The sequence below is a fragment of the Streptomyces sp. NBC_00669 genome (genome assembly GCF_036226785.1).
In the GTDB taxonomy this organism is placed as follows: domain Bacteria; phylum Actinomycetota; class Actinomycetes; order Streptomycetales; family Streptomycetaceae; genus Actinacidiphila.
In genome coordinates this window covers 2,604,409-2,619,981 of record NZ_CP109018.1, presented here as the reverse complement: position 1 = coordinate 2,619,981, position 15,573 = coordinate 2,604,409, and the positions used below count along the sequence as shown (strand labels likewise).

The 15,573-nt window shown below is 70.9% G+C and carries 15 protein-coding genes; 10 read left to right on the top strand and 5 right to left on the bottom strand.

Annotation, left to right across the window (positions count from 1 at the left end; all coding sequences use genetic code 11):
* Window positions 1–175 precede the first annotated feature (175 nt).
* From OG896_RS10435 to OG896_RS10425, 3 genes are all read left to right on the top strand, one after another.
* Window positions 176–1,033: an ABC transporter ATP-binding protein gene (locus OG896_RS10435; protein WP_329364400.1), complete on the top strand. Its 858-nt coding sequence runs from the start codon at window positions 176–178 to the stop codon at window positions 1,031–1,033.
* Between the two features lie 242 nt (window positions 1,034–1,275).
* Window positions 1,276–2,034, top strand: a complete 759-nt coding sequence (locus OG896_RS10430) for an ABC transporter permease (RefSeq protein ID WP_329373873.1) — start codon at window positions 1,276–1,278, stop codon at window positions 2,032–2,034.
* Window positions 2,035–2,596: 562 nt separating this feature from the next.
* On the top strand, window positions 2,597–3,220 hold the full coding sequence (locus tag OG896_RS10425; protein ID WP_329364398.1) for a hypothetical protein: 624 nt from the start codon (window positions 2,597–2,599) through the stop codon (window positions 3,218–3,220).
* A 108-nt stretch (window positions 3,221–3,328) separates the two neighbouring features.
* Here OG896_RS10425 and OG896_RS10420 read toward each other — a convergent pair whose 3' ends face one another.
* Window positions 3,329–4,345 carry a glycoside hydrolase family 19 protein gene (locus tag OG896_RS10420; protein WP_402446918.1) on the bottom strand — a complete coding sequence of 339 codons (1,017 nt, stop codon included), beginning with the start codon at window positions 4,343–4,345 and terminating at the stop codon, window positions 3,329–3,331.
* Window positions 4,346–4,578: 233 nt separating this feature from the next.
* Window positions 4,579–5,016: an Lrp/AsnC family transcriptional regulator gene (locus tag OG896_RS10415; protein ID WP_329364394.1), complete on the bottom strand. Its 438-nt coding sequence runs from the start codon at window positions 5,014–5,016 to the stop codon at window positions 4,579–4,581.
* A gap of 184 nt (window positions 5,017–5,200) precedes the next feature.
* On the opposite strand from OG896_RS10415, the gene OG896_RS10410 reads away from it, so the two are divergent.
* The 3 genes from OG896_RS10410 (at window position 5,201) to OG896_RS10400 (ending at window position 7,623) form a co-directional block, all read left to right on the top strand.
* Entirely contained in the window at window positions 5,201–6,181 is a 981-nt protein-coding gene (locus tag OG896_RS10410; protein WP_329364392.1) for an aldo/keto reductase, read from the top strand.
* Complete coding sequence (locus OG896_RS10405; RefSeq protein WP_329364391.1) at window positions 6,178–6,972, top strand: EamA family transporter; 795 nt, start codon at window positions 6,178–6,180, stop codon at window positions 6,970–6,972. Before OG896_RS10410 ends, OG896_RS10405 begins: the two co-directional genes overlap by 4 nt.
* A 93-nt stretch (window positions 6,973–7,065) precedes the next feature.
* On the top strand, window positions 7,066–7,623 hold the full coding sequence (locus tag OG896_RS10400) for a 2'-5' RNA ligase family protein (RefSeq protein WP_329364389.1): 558 nt from the start codon (window positions 7,066–7,068) through the stop codon (window positions 7,621–7,623).
* Here OG896_RS10400 and OG896_RS10395 read toward each other — a convergent pair.
* The gene (locus OG896_RS10395) at window positions 7,607–9,172 is read right to left on the bottom strand and encodes a helix-turn-helix domain-containing protein (protein ID WP_443056993.1); all 1,566 of its coding nucleotides are present in this window, start codon (window positions 9,170–9,172) and stop codon (window positions 7,607–7,609) included. The two genes, OG896_RS10400 and OG896_RS10395, sit on opposite strands and share 17 nt — an antisense overlap.
* 176 nt (window positions 9,173–9,348) lie before the next feature.
* Between OG896_RS10395 and OG896_RS10390 the strand changes: the two genes are divergently transcribed.
* Window positions 9,349–10,110, top strand: coding sequence for a DUF4232 domain-containing protein (locus OG896_RS10390; protein WP_329364385.1), 762 nt, complete (start codon window positions 9,349–9,351; stop codon window positions 10,108–10,110).
* A 217-nt stretch (window positions 10,111–10,327) separates the two neighbouring features.
* Entirely contained in the window at window positions 10,328–11,890 is a 1,563-nt protein-coding gene (locus OG896_RS10385) for an FG-GAP and VCBS repeat-containing protein (RefSeq protein ID WP_329364383.1), read from the top strand.
* Window positions 11,891–12,058: 168 nt separating this feature from the next.
* On the opposite strand, the gene OG896_RS10380 is transcribed toward OG896_RS10385, so the two are convergent.
* A complete protein-coding gene (locus OG896_RS10380; protein ID WP_329364381.1) occupies window positions 12,059–12,529 on the bottom strand; it encodes a MarR family winged helix-turn-helix transcriptional regulator in 471 nt (156 codons plus the stop codon).
* A 108-nt stretch (window positions 12,530–12,637) separates the two neighbouring features.
* Here OG896_RS10380 and OG896_RS10375 point away from each other — a divergent pair, with 108 nt between their 5' ends.
* Complete coding sequence (locus OG896_RS10375) at window positions 12,638–13,621, top strand: amidohydrolase family protein (RefSeq protein ID WP_329364379.1); 984 nt, start codon at window positions 12,638–12,640, stop codon at window positions 13,619–13,621.
* A gap of 393 nt (window positions 13,622–14,014) precedes the next feature.
* On the opposite strand, the gene OG896_RS10370 is transcribed toward OG896_RS10375, so the two are convergent.
* Window positions 14,015–14,752, bottom strand: a complete 738-nt coding sequence (locus tag OG896_RS10370) for a dienelactone hydrolase family protein (protein WP_329364377.1) — start codon at window positions 14,750–14,752, stop codon at window positions 14,015–14,017.
* A gap of 269 nt (window positions 14,753–15,021) precedes the next feature.
* Here OG896_RS10370 and OG896_RS10365 point away from each other — a divergent pair, with 269 nt between their 5' ends.
* Window positions 15,022–15,471 (top strand): hypothetical protein, encoded by a 450-nt coding sequence (locus OG896_RS10365; RefSeq protein WP_329364375.1) that lies wholly within the window; start codon window positions 15,022–15,024, stop codon window positions 15,469–15,471.
* Window positions 15,472–15,573: the final 102 nt, after the last annotated feature.

Here is a 15,573-nt window from a genome sequence, read left to right as displayed (position 1 = left end):
GGTAGGACAGTCAGAGTAAGGACGAACCCCCCGCACCGCCCGCCCGTTATCCAACCGGGACACAACGGCACCCACGTGCGGCCGTCAACCAGGCGCGCACCCAGCCGCGTTCATCCGTTCGTACGGTTTCGCCGTTCCCGTTCGAGCGGCGGCCCCAGCGCGGCACACTGGTCGCATGGCTGAGGGGGACGCGGTACGCGTACGGGGGCTTCGCAAGCGGTACGGCGACGTCATGGCGGTGGACGGGCTCGACCTGGACATCAGGGCGGGCGAGGTGTTCGGCATCCTCGGGCCCAACGGTGCCGGAAAGAGCACCACCGTGGAGATCCTCCAGGGCCACCGCTCCCGCGACGAGGGCGAGGTGACCGTCCTGGGCGCCGACCCCGCCACCGCCGACCGGGCCTGGAAGGCGCAGGTCGGCATCGTATGGCAGGACGAGTCGGCGGTGAGCGAACTGACCGTCGGTGAGACGGTCCGGCACTTCGCCCGCTACTACCCCTGCCCGCGCGACCCGGCGGAGGTGATCGCGCTGGTCGGGCTCGAAGCGAAGGCCGGCAGTCGTGTCAAAGCGCTCTCCGGCGGCCAGCGCCGCCGGCTCGACGTGGCCCTCGGCGTGATCAGCGACCCGAGGCTGCTGCTCCTCGACGAGCCCACCACCGGCTTCGACCCGGTGGCCCGGCGGCAGTTCTGGGAACTGATCCGCTCCCTCGCCGACGAGGGCACCACCATCATCCTCACCACGCACTACCTGGAGGAGGCCGAAGCCCTCGCCGACCGGCTCGCCGTGATCACCGCGGGCAAGGTCGTCGCCGAGGGCGCCCCCGGCACGCTGGCCGGCCGCGCCGACGCCCGCACGACCGTCCACTGGACCGGCCCCGACGGCATCTCGCACGCCGAGGAGACCGACACCCCGACCCGCGTCGTCACCGAACTCGCCCGCCGCTTCGACGGGGAGATACCCGGACTGCGGGTGACCCAGCCGACCCTTGAGGACGTCTACCTGCGACTCATCGGACAGGAGGCCCCGCGATGACCGCCGCGAATGCCCCGACTCCCGCGGGCCACCCCGATCCCGATCCCGAGCCCGCGTCCGGTGCCGGCCCCCGCGCCGGCCTCGGCACCGACCCAGGCGCAAGTCTCGGCACCGACCCCGGTCCCGCCGAGGGGCGAGGCGCGGGCGGCACCAGCCGGGGCGCCGGCCGTCGCGGCGGCCACGACGGCACCGCCACCGCACGGCTGCCCGGCGCCTGGCAACTCGGTCTGCACCGGGGCGCGATGGAGATCAAGCTCTTCTTCCGTCAGCGTGAGCAGGTCGTCTTCACCTTCGCCTTCCCGATCATCTTCCTCTTTCTCTTCGCCTCGATCTTCAGCGACAACATGAAGAACACGGGCACCAGCGCCTCCCAGTACTACGTCACCTCGATGATCGCCTCCGGCATCATGTCGACCAGCTTCCAGTCACTGGGCATCTCGATCGCGATCGAGCGGGACGAGAAGGTGTTGCGGCGGCTGCGCGGCACCCCGATGCCCCCGGCCGCGTACTTCCTCGGCAAGATCTGGCTGGTCTTGACCACTGGCATCCTCGAAACTGCGATCCTCCTCGTCTTCGGCACCACCGTGTACGGCGTGGACCTGCCCTCCACGCCCGTCAAGTGGCTGACGTTCGGCTGGGTGTTCGTCCTGGGCATCACCGGATGCGCGCTGCTCGGCATCGCGATCAGCAGCGTGCCGAAGTCCGGACGCAGCGCCACCTCCGTGGTGGTCCTGCCCTTCCTGGTGCTCCAGTTCATCTCCGGCGTCTACATCCTCATTGACACGATTCCGAACTGGATGCTCACTGTCGGCTCCTTCTTCCCGCTCAAGTGGCTCTGCCAGGGGCTGCGCGGGGTCTTCCTCCCGCAGGCGGCCGCGGCCCTCGAACCGGCGGGCGCCTGGGAGTTCGGCCGAACCGCCCTGGTCCTCGCCGCGTGGTGTGTCGGCGGCCTCCTGCTGTGCCTGTTCACCTTCCGCTGGAAGAACCGCAACGACGCGTGAGACGGCGTCTGACCCGAGGAGAACAGCGCGGCCTGTGGGTGAAGGAGCCCTCGGCGACGTCGAGCTCGGCCGGCCCGCGCGGGATCGCGGTGAGTGGGTGCCGGTGCCGGCGCTGGTGCCGGCGCCGGCGGGATGAAGAGGCCGTGGGGAGGCACATGGTCGTGTCCGTCCATGGCGCCGGCGCGTGGCCGTATTCGATCGCGCCCGCGGGAGAGATGCGGAACGCCTGCGGATCGGTGGACGCGGGCGGTTTGCAGTACTGACGGTGATTCGATTCCATAGCCATGGACATGGCATCCTCGCATTTCCTTGTTCGCGCGGTGAAAGGGGCCGACGCCGGTCCCGTCCCGAATAGGCTTGCTCCGGCCTCGTTTTCATCAACGCTACGACCTGCGGCGGGAGTCGTCATCCCCCCACGGGTGGAGTCCGGGTGGAGAAATTTCTCCACCCGGGAATCAACCCGGGGGTGGAGGACGCGGCGCCTTCATCGCCGTACATTTTCGAGCAGCGGGAAATCCCCGCCGGGTCGTCAATTCGCATATAAGCGGAAGGGACAGTCGCCGTGAGCCAGCTGCGAGGCTTTCTCCCCTGGATCGTGTTCGCCGTCGTGTCGAGTCTTGCCTGGCAGTGGGCGGCGCTTCTGGCGCTGGCCCTTGGCGTGCTCTCTCTGGTGAAGGACCGCAGGGCGGGAGTGACCGCGGACGCGCAGATATTGGAGTTCGGCACGGTTGCCTACTTCGGTGCGCTGACCGCGGTGGCCTTCGCCGACCCTCACTCGCCGCTGCGTGATGTCGCCGGCGGACTGTCCTCGGCGTGGCTGGCGCTGATAGCAGCAGTGACGCTTTTGGTGCGGCGGCCGTTCGTCCTGGGCATCGCCAAGCGGCATACCGCACCGGAGGTTTGGACCACTCCGCTCTTCCGGCGCACCTGCACGGTGCTCACCGGCGCCTGGACGATCGGTTTTACGCTCAGTGCCGTTGCCACCCTTGCCTGCGAGGCCGCCGGCTCCGGGACTCTGCCCCGGGTCATCGTCCAGGTCCTCGGCTTCGGCCTGCCCGCCGCGTTCACACGCTCCTACGTCAAGAAGGTCCGCGATCGTGCCCGCGGCTCTCACGGCTCCCACGTCCCGGCGATAGCCGTCGGCGGCGAGACGACGTTCAGTACCGTCCCGCCGGCCGGCCGGTGACGGCCCGGCGGCGGTGCGCTCGCGGTGGTCGTCGTCCCGGCACGCCGACGCGCCCCGCCGGGGGCGGGGCGCGTCAGTGCGCGGTGCGCGGGTGGAGCAGGGTCCGGGTCAGCAGGAGAGGTTGCTGCCCGCGGGGACGCCGAGGATGGAGGTGAAGTTCTCGTAGGCGTTGACGCGGTCCTGGACCTCGGCGGGGTTGCCGCCGTTGCACTCGATGCTGCCGTTGATGCTGCGGATGGTCTCGCCGAAGCCGGCGCCGTTGACCATGGCGTCGTGCGGGGTCATGGTGCCCGGTCCGGTCTGGGTGTCCCAGTACCAAAGTCCGGTCTTCCAGGAGATGGCGGGATCGGTCTCGACGAGGCTAGGGTTGTCCAGGAGGTCGACGCCGAGCGCGTCGCCCGCGGCCTTGTAGTTGAAGTTCCAGCTGAGCTGGATGGGGCCGCGCCCGTAGTACGAGTAGGTGCCGGCAGGGCAGCCGTAGGGCTCAGAGGCGCAGTAGTTGCCGGACTTGTCGATCTCGGTGACGTAGACGAGGCCGCCGGTCTCGTGGCTGACGTTGGCGAGGAAGGCCGCGGCCTCCTGCTTCTGGACGGTGTCGCTGCCGGTGGTGGCGAAGCCCGGGTAGGCGCTGAGGGCGGCGGTCAGGCCGGCGTAGGTGTAGAAGGAGTTCCGGTTCGGGAACATCTGGTTGAACTGCGCCTCGCTGACCACGAATGCGCCGTTGGTCGGGGGCGTGGTGCCGCCACCGCCGGAGCAGCTGTACGGGCTCCAGTACCAGGTGCTGATGGTCGGGTCGTAGCCCGGATTGTCGTGAGTGGCGATGTAGTCACTGCCGTTGGTGTACTGCACGATGTCGCCGGTGACGTAGTTCTGGCCCGCGACCCAGGCGGGGTAGCTGCAACTGTCGTTGCCGCCGGTCGAGCCGCCGGTGCCACCGCCCGAGTTGCCGCAGGCGCCCTGGTCGGCCCAGACGTCGGCGGAACCGGGGGTCTCGCCCTGGGTCCACCACTTCGCCGACCAGTTGTGCGCGTTGTAAGAGGCGGTCTGGCCGCCCGTGTAGACAGAGGAGGAACTCCAGGCGGCGGCGCAGTCCGTGGCTGAAGCGGAGGATGCGAAGGGGACCATGACCGCCAGGCCGACCGCGACCGCGAGCGCGGTGAGGAAGGCGATGAAGCGTTGTCTCGACACGTGCCACTCCTTGTGGGGGTGCGAAGTGGGACCGGAGTCAGCACTCAAACGGAAATGGTCTGAACCTGTCAATAGTCCAGACCAATTCTGAGGGGTCGACGGGAGGCCCAACGGGGCGGATTCGGCCCGGTGTTCACTCATGGGCGCCCGGTGCTGCCCGTGGGGGAGTCCTATTCGGCGGGTGAGGGGAGTGGAAGGGGGCGTGGTGGTACCGGGGTCGCCACGACGAGGGATGTGGTGGTCTGGCCGTAGAGGAGGAACTCGTCGAGGACGGCTTCGAGGCCGTCGATGGTCGCCGTGTGGATCTTCAGCAGCAGGCAGTCCTCGCCGGTGAGCCGGTGGCATTCGCTGACCTGTTCGTGGTCGGTCGCGAGGGCCATCAGGTTGGGCAGTTGTCCGGGGCCGGGCCGTACCCGTACCAGGGCGGTGACGGGCAGGCCGAGTGCGGACGGGTCGACGGCCATGCGGAAGCCGGTGATGATGCCGTCCTCCTCCAGCCGGCGCACCCGGTCGGTGACGGCGGGTGCCGACATGCAGACGATGCGGGCGAGGGCGGACATGGACAGGCGTGGGTTGCGGTGGAGTTCGGCGAGGAGTCTGACGTTCATCTCGTCCAGGGCCGAGTGTGGCTCGCCAAAGGAAATCCGCCTCTTCTTCTTGGATTTTCCAGGCGCATTCGCTCCTTGGGCTTCAATATCGGCTTCAACGGAAGCCCGGTGCAGAGGAGAATAGCCGGGCGGTCAAGGTCGTAAACAGCGAATACGACGCCATTTCGGCGGGACAAGGGGAAGCATGCGGTATTCGCGCGTCGGGTCGTCCGGCCTGGTCGTGTCGCGGGTCGGGCTGGGGATGATGAGTTACGGCGACACCTCGCGCCGCGCCTGGCACCTGGACGCCGACGCGGCACTGCCCCTGGTGCGGGCGGCGGCGGAGGCGGGCGTGACGTTCTTCGACACCGCGGACATGTACGACCAGGGCGCGAGTGAGGAGGTCACCGGCACTCTGCTGCGCGAGGTCTTCGGCTCCCGCGACGACTATGTGCTCGCCACGAAGGTGTACTTCCCGACGGGCGACGCGCCTACCTCGCGGGGCCTGTCCCGCAAGCACCTGCACGCCGCGGTGGACGCGTCGTTGCGCCGGCTGGGCACCGACCACATCGACCTGTACCAAATTCACCGATGGGACGACGCGACCCCGATCGAGGAGACGATGTGCACCCTCGACGAACTCGTGCGGGCGGGAAAGATCCGATATCCGGGGGCATCCAGCATGTACGCGTGGCAGTTCGCCAAGGCGCAGTACACCGCCCGCGCCCACGGCTGGAGCGGATTCGTGTCGATGCAGAACCTCTACAACCTCGCCTACCGCGAGGAGGAGCGGGAGATGATCCCGCTCTGCCGCGACCTCGGCGTCGGCGTGCTGCCGTACAGCCCGCTCGCCCGCGGGTTCCTGACCGGCAGCCGCACCCGTGGCGGCGGACGCAGCACGGTCCGGGGCCGCAGCGACCCGCTGGCCGAAGAGCACTACACGGACGACGACTTCACCGTGGTGGACACGGTGGCGGAGGTCGCGCGGGAGCGCGGGGTGCCGCCGGCGCAGGTCGCGCTGGCGTGGCTGCAGGGGCGGCCGGGGGTCGTCTCGCCGATCGTCGGGGTGACCCGGCCCGCGCATCTGGACGACGCGGTCGCCGCCGTCGAGTTGGAGCTGGACGACGCAGAGGTACGGAGGTTGGAGGCTCCGTACCGCCCGCACCCGGTGCTGGGGCACGGGTGACCGTCGGACGGTGGAGCCCTGCGCCGAGCGCCCTCCGGGTCGGCTCGCGGCTGACGGGTGTCCCCACCGGCGCGCCGCCCGCGGTGTTCATCCTGTGCAGCGCGGTCTTCCCCTACCTCGGACCGTCGCTGGCGGTCCTGCTCTTCTCGCGCGTCGGGGTCCTGGGTGTCGCGTGGCTGAGGATCGCGGGCGCGGCCGCGGTGTTCCTGCTCTGGCGGCGTCCGCTGCGGGTGCTCCGGCAGGCGGCCCCGGCCCGCCGCAGGCTGTTCGTGGCGCTCGGCGTGCTGCTCGCCGCGATGAACGCGATGTTCTATCTGGCCGTCGACCGGCTGCCGTTGTCGACGGTGGGGGCGATCGAGTTCCTCGGGGTGGTCGTCCTGGCCCTCGTCGGGACCCGCAGCGGCCGCAACCTCGCCGCGCTCGCCCTGGCCGTCGGTGGGGTGGCGGTTCTCACCGGTGTACGCCTGGCCGGTGAGCCCCTCGGGTTCGGCGATGCCGGCACCGCCTTCGTTCACCTGCTGTGGCTGCTGTGGCTGCTGTGGCTGCTGTGGCTGCTGTGGGGGATCGGGGTGGGAGTCTGCTCCTCCGTCATTCCCTACGCCAGCGATCAGTTGGCCATGGCCCGGCTGCCGCGGTCTGTCTTCGCCTTCCTGCTGGCGCTGCTGCCCGCGTCGTCCACCGTGATCGGGCTGGTCGTGCTTGGCCAGATACCCACCTGGCGCGACATCATCGGTGTGGCCGCGGTGATCGCCGGTGTTGCGATTCGCCAGGAGCGGCCGGACACGTCATGACCAGGGCCGGGGCCGGGCCGAAGCCGGTTCAGGTCTCGCCGGGGCGCGGTCTCCCGCGGTCAGGGCCCGGTAGGTCGCGCAGACAGGAGCAGCATGCAGACCACGCAGCGCGCGCAGGAGGAGGACGGGTGGCCGGACATCCCCGGCGACACCGCACTCACCATCAAGGTTCCCGAGGCGGACCCGCTGGTCCGGGTCGGGTTCCCCGCGCATGTGACCGTGCTCTACCCGTTCCTGCACGAGAGCCGCATCGACGCGCGAGTCCACCGTGAACTGGCCGAACTGTTCGCCGGGCACGACGCGTTCACCCTGACGTTCGGCGAGTTCGGCCGCTATCCCGGCGTGCTCTACCTCGACCCGTGGCCGCACGACCCGGTGGTCGCGCTGACCAAGGACCTCACGCGGCGCTGGCCCGAAGCGCTGCCGTACCGGGGGATCTTCGGTCCGGGGCCCGGCCCGCACCTGACGGTCGCGGTCAGCGACAACCCCGCGGACTCCGGCGCCGCGCACGACGCGTGCGAGGCCGAACTCGCCGCGTCCCTGCCGCTGACCAGCCACGTCCGCGGGGTCCACCTGATCGTCTGGGACGGCACACGCTGGCGGGACCGTACCGCGTACGACCTTGGGAAGCCGGTCAGCTGTCGCGCTTGATCCAGTCGCTGCCGCCGTTGGGGTAGTCGTAGCCGGGGCGGTCGACGTCTGCGCTGGTGTGGAAGGGAGTGCCCTTGTCGTTGATGCTGATCGTGCCGCTGCGGGTGCCGCTGGACCAGTCCAGGCTCAGGTCCCAGCGGACGTCGTGCGCCTTGGTGTGCGCGGTGACGTAGAAGACCTCCGGGTCGGACTCGCTGACCTTGTAGGGGAAGTTGCGCTGACCGTTCAGGACCGTGGCCGTGGGGCTGCCGTTGTCGAGGTCGATGTCGAAGGTCTTGACGTCCACGCCGCCACCGCAGCCGACCCCCATCGAGTAGTCGTTCCAGGCGAGCGGGGCGCCGCTGCTGATGGCGCGTACGTGCAGCGCTTGTAGGACGACGGTGTCCGAGCCGGTGCCCTGGATGGTGAGGGCGATCCGCTGCTCGCCCGAGGAGACCCCGCCGTACGCCGCGGCCCAGCGCGGCGCGTCCTGCTCGTTCCCGGGCGGGCCGACCTGCGCGGGTGCGCTGTCGACGAGGAAGTGCTGGCGGCACGGATCGTCGAAGGCGTAGGGGCGGACACCGACGGTGAGCGGGGTGCCCTTGCTGCTGCTCCCGGTGGGCGTCGACTTCGCGCCCTGGGTGGTCACGCCCTGCGGGGCACCGGACGTGCTGCTGCTCGCGGGGGCCGACGGCGACGCGGAGCGGGTGTGCCGCGACCCGGTCGGCGACGGGGTGGTGGACGGCGCCTTCGCGTCGGCCGTGTCGCTGCTCGCGGTGGCGCCGACGGCCTGCTGGTCACGGCCGTTGTCGCCGGCCCGGTCCCATGGGTGCGCCACGAGCGCCGTCGTCGCGAGCACAGCGGCCGCCGCGGCGGAGGCGATCAGCGCGTTGCGGCGCCGCCGCGGCGACGAGGGGCCACGCGGCAGCCGCACGACGACCTGGCCGTCCGGCTCGTCCGGTCCGCCATCCGCGTCCTGCGCGGGTCCCGCTGTCAGTCCCGGTGCGGGCGACGGTCCGGGGGAGGAGGCGGGAAGCGCCGCGGTACGGTCCGACTCGGCCGCTGATCCGGTGCCCGCCGTCTGCGGCGCGCCCGCCTCGGCCGCGGGATCGGCCCAACCGGCGCCCTGAGCTGAATCCGGGGTCGGGGTCGGGGCAGGTGCGGGGGCGGGGGCCCACGCCGAGTCCGCGGCCGGACCGGCTGCCGCGCCCGCCGCCGCGCCCGCGACCGTACCCGCGCCGGCGTCACCCGAAGCCGCCGCCTCCGCCCGCGTCGCCGCCGCCTGGTCCCCCCTGACCCTGCGCGCCTCGTCCGCCAGCACCCAGCGCCGATGCAGCTCCACGAGTTCCTGCGGGGTCGCCCGGCACGCGCGTGCGAGGCGTTCCACCGGCGCGTACTCGTTCGGGACCGCGGTCCCGTTGCAGTAGCGGTGCAGCGTCGACGTGCTCATGTGCAGTCGCTTGGCCAGCCCCCCGTAGCTCAGTCCCGAGCGGTCCTTGAGCTCGCGCAGAAGCGTCGCGAACTGGTCCGTCTCCCTGGCTCCTGCCGCACCCGACACCCGTGCCTCCATTTCGCAGTGTCCCGTTCCGGCGTTCCAGGGGCACCGTGTTCCCCCTGCTCAGAGCGGCGTTCTGCGTTCCAGTGTCCCCAACTGTCCGCCGTGCGTGGCGGTTGGGACGGATCTCCCCACAAGCTCCCCTCATCCAAGCACTCCGACCACCAGAACCGCGAAAGAGGTACGACCTCATGTCCATCATCCGAAACACCCGTAGCCGTCTCCTCGGTGCCGCCGCGACCGTCGTGCTTGGCGCGCTCTCCCTGACCGCGTGCGGTGACGACGGATCGGGCAGCAGGAATGAGGGTGCTTCGACGGCCGACGTCTCGGCGACCCTGGCGCCTTCGGCGGGTGTCACCTCGGCGGGCGCTTCCTCGGCGGCGGGTTCCACGGCCGCGGGTTCCGCTGACGGCGTGTCCGCGCCGGCCACCACGGCGCCGTCCGGGATCAAGCCGTCGGCGGGGGCCGGTGCCACCCGGCCGGCGGCGAAGGGTGTTCCCACCAAGGTCCCGGCCGCCTCGGGGAAGCCGGTCACGTGCCAGGGCTCCGACACGAAGGTGGTGGCGGCCCCGTTGAACCGTCCGGTGAACCACATGCTGCTCACGGTCACCAACACCGGCAGCAAGACCTGCTACCTCTACAACTACCCGGAGCTGCGGTTCACCGGCGCGCAGGCGGTGCCGCCGGTGATCAAGGACTCCGTGCCGCAGGCCGTGGTCACCCTGGAGCCGGGCCAGTCCGGCTATGCCTCGGTCGCCTTGTCCGCGAGTGACGGCAGCGGCACGAACGGCCGCACCGTGAAGAGCCTGGAGGTCTACTTCTCCGGTCGCTCCGGCGTCGGCAGCGTCGGCACCGCCGCCCACCCCCCGCTGCCCGCCAAGGGCGTCTACATCGACGACTCCCTCGCCACCACCTACTGGCAGCAGACGATGGACCTCGCCCTGGCCTGGTGACCCCGGCGAACGGCCGGCAGTGAAAGCCGAACGCCGAACGCCGAACGCCGAAAGCCGAGAACCGAGAGCCGACCGCCGACAACGGCCCGGGCCCGTCGCGGGCCCACGGACCGATCCCTTCCGCCCGTACAACTGTTCCCCGGGCCGGTGAGTCCTACGTCGCGGGAGTTCACCGGAACATCATCCGGTCGTCGCATCATCGTTGAACGGAGCCCGAATGTCTCAACGTATCCCCCGTCGTGCCCACCGGCTGGCGCTGGCGGCTGCCGTGGCCGTGGTCAGCGCGGTGGTCGCACCGGCGGCGGTGGCCCAAGCCGCCCCCGGCGGCACCGCGCACGCGGCCACCGCGGGGGCCAAAGCCACCCAGAAGGCGCAGGTCGTCGACTTCAACGGGGACGGCCACGCCGACATGGCGGTCGGTTCGCCGTACGGGACCGCCAGCGGCAAGTCCGAGGCCGGCTACGTGTCGGTGGTGTACGGCGCGGCCGGCGGCGTCGACCAGGCGAAGCACTACCTGTTCGCGCAGGACAGCCCCGGAATCCCCGGCGGCTCCGAGGCACTTGACCGGTTCGGGTCCACGGTGGTGCCGGTGGACCTCAACGGTGACGGCTACACCGACCTCGTGGTCGGCGCCTCCGGGGAGGACATCGGCACCGACGCGTCCGGTGTCGACGCGGGCATGCTGACCGTGTTGTGGGGCAGCGCGTCCGGTCTGGGCAACGCCACCGCCATCGACACCGGCGCCACCGCGCACGCGGGGGTCGGCGCCTTCCTCCAGGCCGGCGACTTCAACGGCGACGGAAAACAGGAACTGGTCACCTCCTACGGCAGCCAGACCCTGCGGACGCTGTCCGGGATCGGCACGGACGGCAAGGTCGCCTCGGTCTCCGACCTCAACCTGTGGGATATGGAGGGCGGCGACACGGTGACCCTGCACAGCATCGCGGCGGGCGACATCAACGGCGACGGCACCACCGACCTCGTGGCCCTGGTCACCGACACGGACGAGCCCGACTCCTACCGCGGCTACCTGCTGCTGGGCGGCGCGAACGGTTTCACCTACACCGGATACGCCAAGCAGACCAGCGGGATGCGGGTGCCCGGCCAGAGCGTGGCGATCGGCGACGTGAACGGCGACGGCTACGGGGACATCGTCTTCGGCCACAGCACCGACTACTACGACAGCGACGAGGACCTGCCGGTCAAGGGCGGCGCCGTCACGATCGTCTACGGCGGCGCCCACGGTCAGAGCACCACCCTCCCGCCGGTGTGGATCAACCAGGACACCCCGGGCGTCCCGGGCGTCGGCGAGACCGGCGACGCGATGGGCGCATCCGTGGCGGTCGGTGACGTCAACGGCGACGGGTACGCCGACGTCGTCGCGGGCGTGCCCGGTGAGGACTACGACGGGCTGACCAACGCGGGCTCGTTCCTTCTCCTGCTCGGCTCCTCGAAGGGTGTCACCGGGACCGGCTCCCAGGTCTTCACGCAGAACTCCGACGGCGTACCCGGCGCTTCCGAGAGCGGCGACAAGTTCGGCGCCGTGGTCGGCGCGCTCCCGGCGACGCCCTCCGACCCGGCGCAGGTGGTGATCGGCGACCCGGACGAGAACGCCGGCACCGGCGCGGTCTGGGTGCTGCACGGCACCACCACCGGTCTGACCGGCACCGGCACCGCCAACTTCGGCTCCTCCACCATGGGCACCAGCGGGGTCGGCGCCTACTTCGGCGAGGAACTCAGCACCACCCCGGCCGACGTGGACATCAACGAGGGCGTCTGAACCCTCGCCCCGTCAACGGCCGGCCGTTGACCGTCAACGGTCGCCTGCCAACGGCCGGCCGTCGTGCGCCCGCCCCGACTGACGGGCGGGCGCACGCACGTTCCCGGCTGCGCCAATCCGGGCCACACCAAATCCGGGCCACGCCAATCCGGGCCACACCAATCCGGGCTACGCACCCTCCGCCGTGGACGTACGGTCCACGGCGGCGGTGTCACCCCAGCCCTGTTCGAGCGCGTCACGCAGCGCCGTGACCCGCCGCTTCCCGATCCGCTGCGCCAACTCCGCCTCCAGATCGTCGAGTACCTCCAGCGCCTGCCGGCGGCGGGTGAGACCTTCCGGCGTGAGCACGACGAGTTTCGACCGTCCCGAGCGGGGGTTCGGCACCACCTGGAGCAGCCCGAGGGCAGCGAGTTGGTGGACCATCTGGTGGGCCGCCGGGGGACTCACACCCATCTGCCGGGCCAGGTCGGACATCGGCATGCCGTCCGGATCGAGCTGGCTCAGCAGCGTCGCGTGCGCCGGACTCACCCCGCCGGCGCCGTCCTCAAGGTGCGCGGTCACGGCCGTACGGAACCAGTTGTGCGCCCGCCACAGCAGCTTGGCGAGCGGTTCCTGGGTCGAATTGTCTTCGCTGGGCACCGTGTTACCGTAGCACCGAGAACCATTAAGCTGCTTAATGGTTTACGCGGTGCCCGCCGCCCTTCCGCCGACGGCACCGCCGATCCGTGACTCAAGCGGAACGGATGGATGAGAGGCGCTCCGATGAAGCTGATCGCCCTGGAGGAAGCGTTCTGGTACGACGAGCTGCAGACCAAGGGCTCGCCGGTCGGCCATATCCCCCTGAAGCCCGAAGTGCTCGCGAACGTAGGGCGGTTGCTGCCCGACTTCACCGAGTTCAGGCTCGCGGACATGGACCGGAACGGCGTCGACCTGCAGGTGCTCTCGCTGACCGCCCCCGGTGTCCAGATGCAGCCGGACCCGCGGATCGCGGTGGCCGACGCCCGCATGGCCAACGATTTCCTCGCCACCGTCGTCGCCGAGCACCCGGGCCGGTTCCAGGGCCTGGCCGCCGTCCCGTTGCAGGACCCGAAGCGGGCCGCGGCCGAACTGCGCCGCGCCATCGGGGAACTCGGCCTGTGCGGCGCCCTCGTCAACGACCACACCCTCGGCCACTACCTGGACGAGCCGCAGTACGCGCCGTTCTGGGAGACCTTGCAGGACCTCGGCGTCCCGCTCTACATCCACCCGAACCCGGTGCCGTCCGACCACTGGAACGTCGTCAAGGGGTACCCGGGGCTGGAGCACGCGACGTGGGGCTGGAACCACAGCACGGGCGGGCACGCACTGCGGCTGGTCTTCGGCGGCGTCTTCGACCGGTTCCCCGGCGCCCGGATCATCCTGGGGCACATGGGCGAGTTCCTGCCCGCGCAGCTCTACCGCGTCGACGCCCGCTACCGCGATCTCGACCCCGAAGTGCAGCGGCCGCTGAAGAAGGCGCCCTCGGAGTACTTCGGAACGAACATCGCGATCACCACCTCCGGCGTGTTCTCGCACGCGGCGCTGGTCGACGCGATCCAGACCATCGGCGTCGACAACGTGATGTTCTCGATCGACTACCCGTTCGAGCCGACCGCGACGGCGGCCGAGTTCATGCGCACCGCGCCCCTGGCCCCACCGGACAAGGCCAAGGTCGCGCACGCGAACGCCGAGCGCATCCTGCGGCTCACCTAGGTGTATTGACCCGTTTCGTTTGGATCATCGGGCGGACCAGATGAGGATGCCTGCGAGGTGGAGTCCGGCAAGGTGGATGGTCGCGGTCTTGCCGTAGGTGGTGGCGAGGCCGTGCCATTGCTTCAGCTGTGCTCGCGGATGGCGCGTGAGGCGTAGGCCTTGTCGGCCGGGACCACATCGGGCCGGGTGCGGGGCCGCCCCCGCGGCCATGAATGCGCGGCCGCACAGCCCGCGCCCTGTCCGCGCGATCCGTACGCGAACGCACCTCGTACTGCGGCGACTTGACGGCGAGCGGGGGGCATGGGTCGAACCGGTCCTCACGGCATGGACGGGCCGCCGTCACCCGGCCGGCGGGCACGGCGGCCGATCAGGCGGGGCAGGAGGGGGCCCGGGTCATACCCCCAGGTCCTCCGTCACGGGCAGGCACTCGGCGAGCAGGTCGACGACGTCGCGCCAGGCGCGCCGCGCGTGCTGCGGGTGGTAGCCGACGCCGGGGACCGCGGGGTGGTCGACCGGCGGGTGGTGGAAGGCGTGCAAGGCGCCGCCGTAGACCGCGAGGCGCCAGTCGACGCCCGCGGCCTGCATCTCGGCGGTGAACGCGTCCCGTTGCGCGGGCGCCATGATCGGGTCTTCCGATCCGACCCCGGCCCACACCGGGCAGCGAATGCGCGCTGCCTCGCCCGGTCGGCCCGTGATGGTTGCGTTGACCGTCCCGATCGCGCGCAGGTCGACGCCGTCGCGCCCGAGTTCCAGCGCGATGGCGCCCCCGGTGCCGTAGCCGACGGCGGCTATCCGGTCGGGGTCGGTCCGCGGTTCGGCGCGCAGCACGTCGAGCGCCGCGTGGCCGATGCCCCGCATCCGGTCGGGGTCGGCGAGCAGCGGCATGCAACGGGCCAGCATCTCCTCGGGGTCGCCCAGATAGCGCCCGCCGTGGAGGTCGAAGGCCAGCGCGACGTATCCCAGTTCGGCGAGCGCGTCGGCCCTGCGGCGCTCGACGTCGCTGAGCCCCATGCCCTCCGGTCCGAGCAGCACCGCGGGCCGGCGGTCGACACCGGCCGGGAGCGCGAGGTGCCCGATCATCGTCAGACCGTCGGCCGGGTACTCGACGGTGCGGGTCGTCATCGTTGTCATGAGTCCGGACTGTAGTGATCGTCGAGCCCGGTCGGGCCGGGGTTCACCGCCGGCAGAACAGCCCGGGTCTCCCTCTGACGAAAGGCGGCGAGGGCCCACCAGAACCGTTGCGAACCCGTCGATGCCTTCGTTCCGGCTCGGCCGGCGTGGTCAAGGCGGCAGGCGGCACTGCTCGTTGGGGTGAAGCAGACCCGCACCGCTGGCTACCCAAAGGAGTCATCGGCCACTGTGAGTAGCGATCCGATCGGGTTCGTCGAGGAGGCTCTCCCATGATTGCTCTCAAGAAGTCGCAGGTCATCGCGGTGACGGTGGTGGCCGTGTCCGCGCTCACCGCCGGAGCCGTCGCGGCCGCGCCGCCGGACAGGGCACCGGGCAAGGCACCGAACAAGGCGCCGGCGGCCGTGCCCGTCGCCGTCGCCCCCTACGCGCGGGCCGCGGCCGTCGTCGCCGCGGACGGCACGCTGGTGCGGGCGAAGGCCGTCTCCTCGGTCAAACGGGTGGCGCTCGGCGAATACTGCGTGAAGGTCTCCGCGTCGGGCTTCGACGTCAGGACCGCGGTGTCGGAGGTCTCGGTGAACCTCAGCGGCGGCAAGCGCGTGTTCATCGAGGTCGCCCGCTCCACTCAGCCCCTGTGCGGGAACAACGCCACCACTGTTCTGGTCCAGACGTCCTCCGCGACCGCCCGGCTCAACGCCGGCTTCACCCTGGCCGTCCTCTGACCCCTCACCGCCGGCCCGCGGCAACCGCGTGAACTCCGATCGCCGCGGGCCCCCTCCCGGTCCCCCGGCAGCCGGCCACCCCCGCCGGCCACCGGAACCTCC

Bases quoted from the DNA above. Each gene is read 5' to 3' on its own strand.
- OG896_RS10435 (WP_329364400.1), top strand. From the start codon at position 176: ATGGCTGAGGGGGACGCGGTACGCGTACGGGGGCTTCGCAAGCGGTAC.
- OG896_RS10430 (WP_329373873.1), top strand. From the start codon at position 1,276: ATGGAGATCAAGCTCTTCTTCCGTCAGCGTGAGCAGGTCGTCTTCACC.
- OG896_RS10420 (WP_402446918.1), bottom strand. From the start codon at position 4,345: ATGGTCCCCTTCGCATCCTCCGCTTCAGCCACGGACTGCGCCGCCGCC.
- OG896_RS10415 (WP_329364394.1), bottom strand. From the start codon at position 5,016: ATGAACGTCAGACTCCTCGCCGAACTCCACCGCAACCCACGCCTGTCC.
- OG896_RS10410 (WP_329364392.1), top strand. From the start codon at position 5,201: ATGCGGTATTCGCGCGTCGGGTCGTCCGGCCTGGTCGTGTCGCGGGTC.
- OG896_RS10400 (WP_329364389.1), top strand. From the start codon at position 7,066: ATGCAGACCACGCAGCGCGCGCAGGAGGAGGACGGGTGGCCGGACATC.
- OG896_RS10395 (WP_443056993.1), bottom strand. From the start codon at position 9,172: ATGGAGGCACGGGTGTCGGGTGCGGCAGGAGCCAGGGAGACGGACCAG.
- OG896_RS10390 (WP_329364385.1), top strand. From the start codon at position 9,349: ATGTCCATCATCCGAAACACCCGTAGCCGTCTCCTCGGTGCCGCCGCG.
- OG896_RS10385 (WP_329364383.1), top strand. From the start codon at position 10,328: ATGTCTCAACGTATCCCCCGTCGTGCCCACCGGCTGGCGCTGGCGGCT.
- OG896_RS10375 (WP_329364379.1), top strand. From the start codon at position 12,638: ATGAGAGGCGCTCCGATGAAGCTGATCGCCCTGGAGGAAGCGTTCTGG.
- OG896_RS10370 (WP_329364377.1), bottom strand. From the start codon at position 14,752: ATGACAACGATGACGACCCGCACCGTCGAGTACCCGGCCGACGGTCTG.
- OG896_RS10365 (WP_329364375.1), top strand. From the start codon at position 15,022: ATGATTGCTCTCAAGAAGTCGCAGGTCATCGCGGTGACGGTGGTGGCC.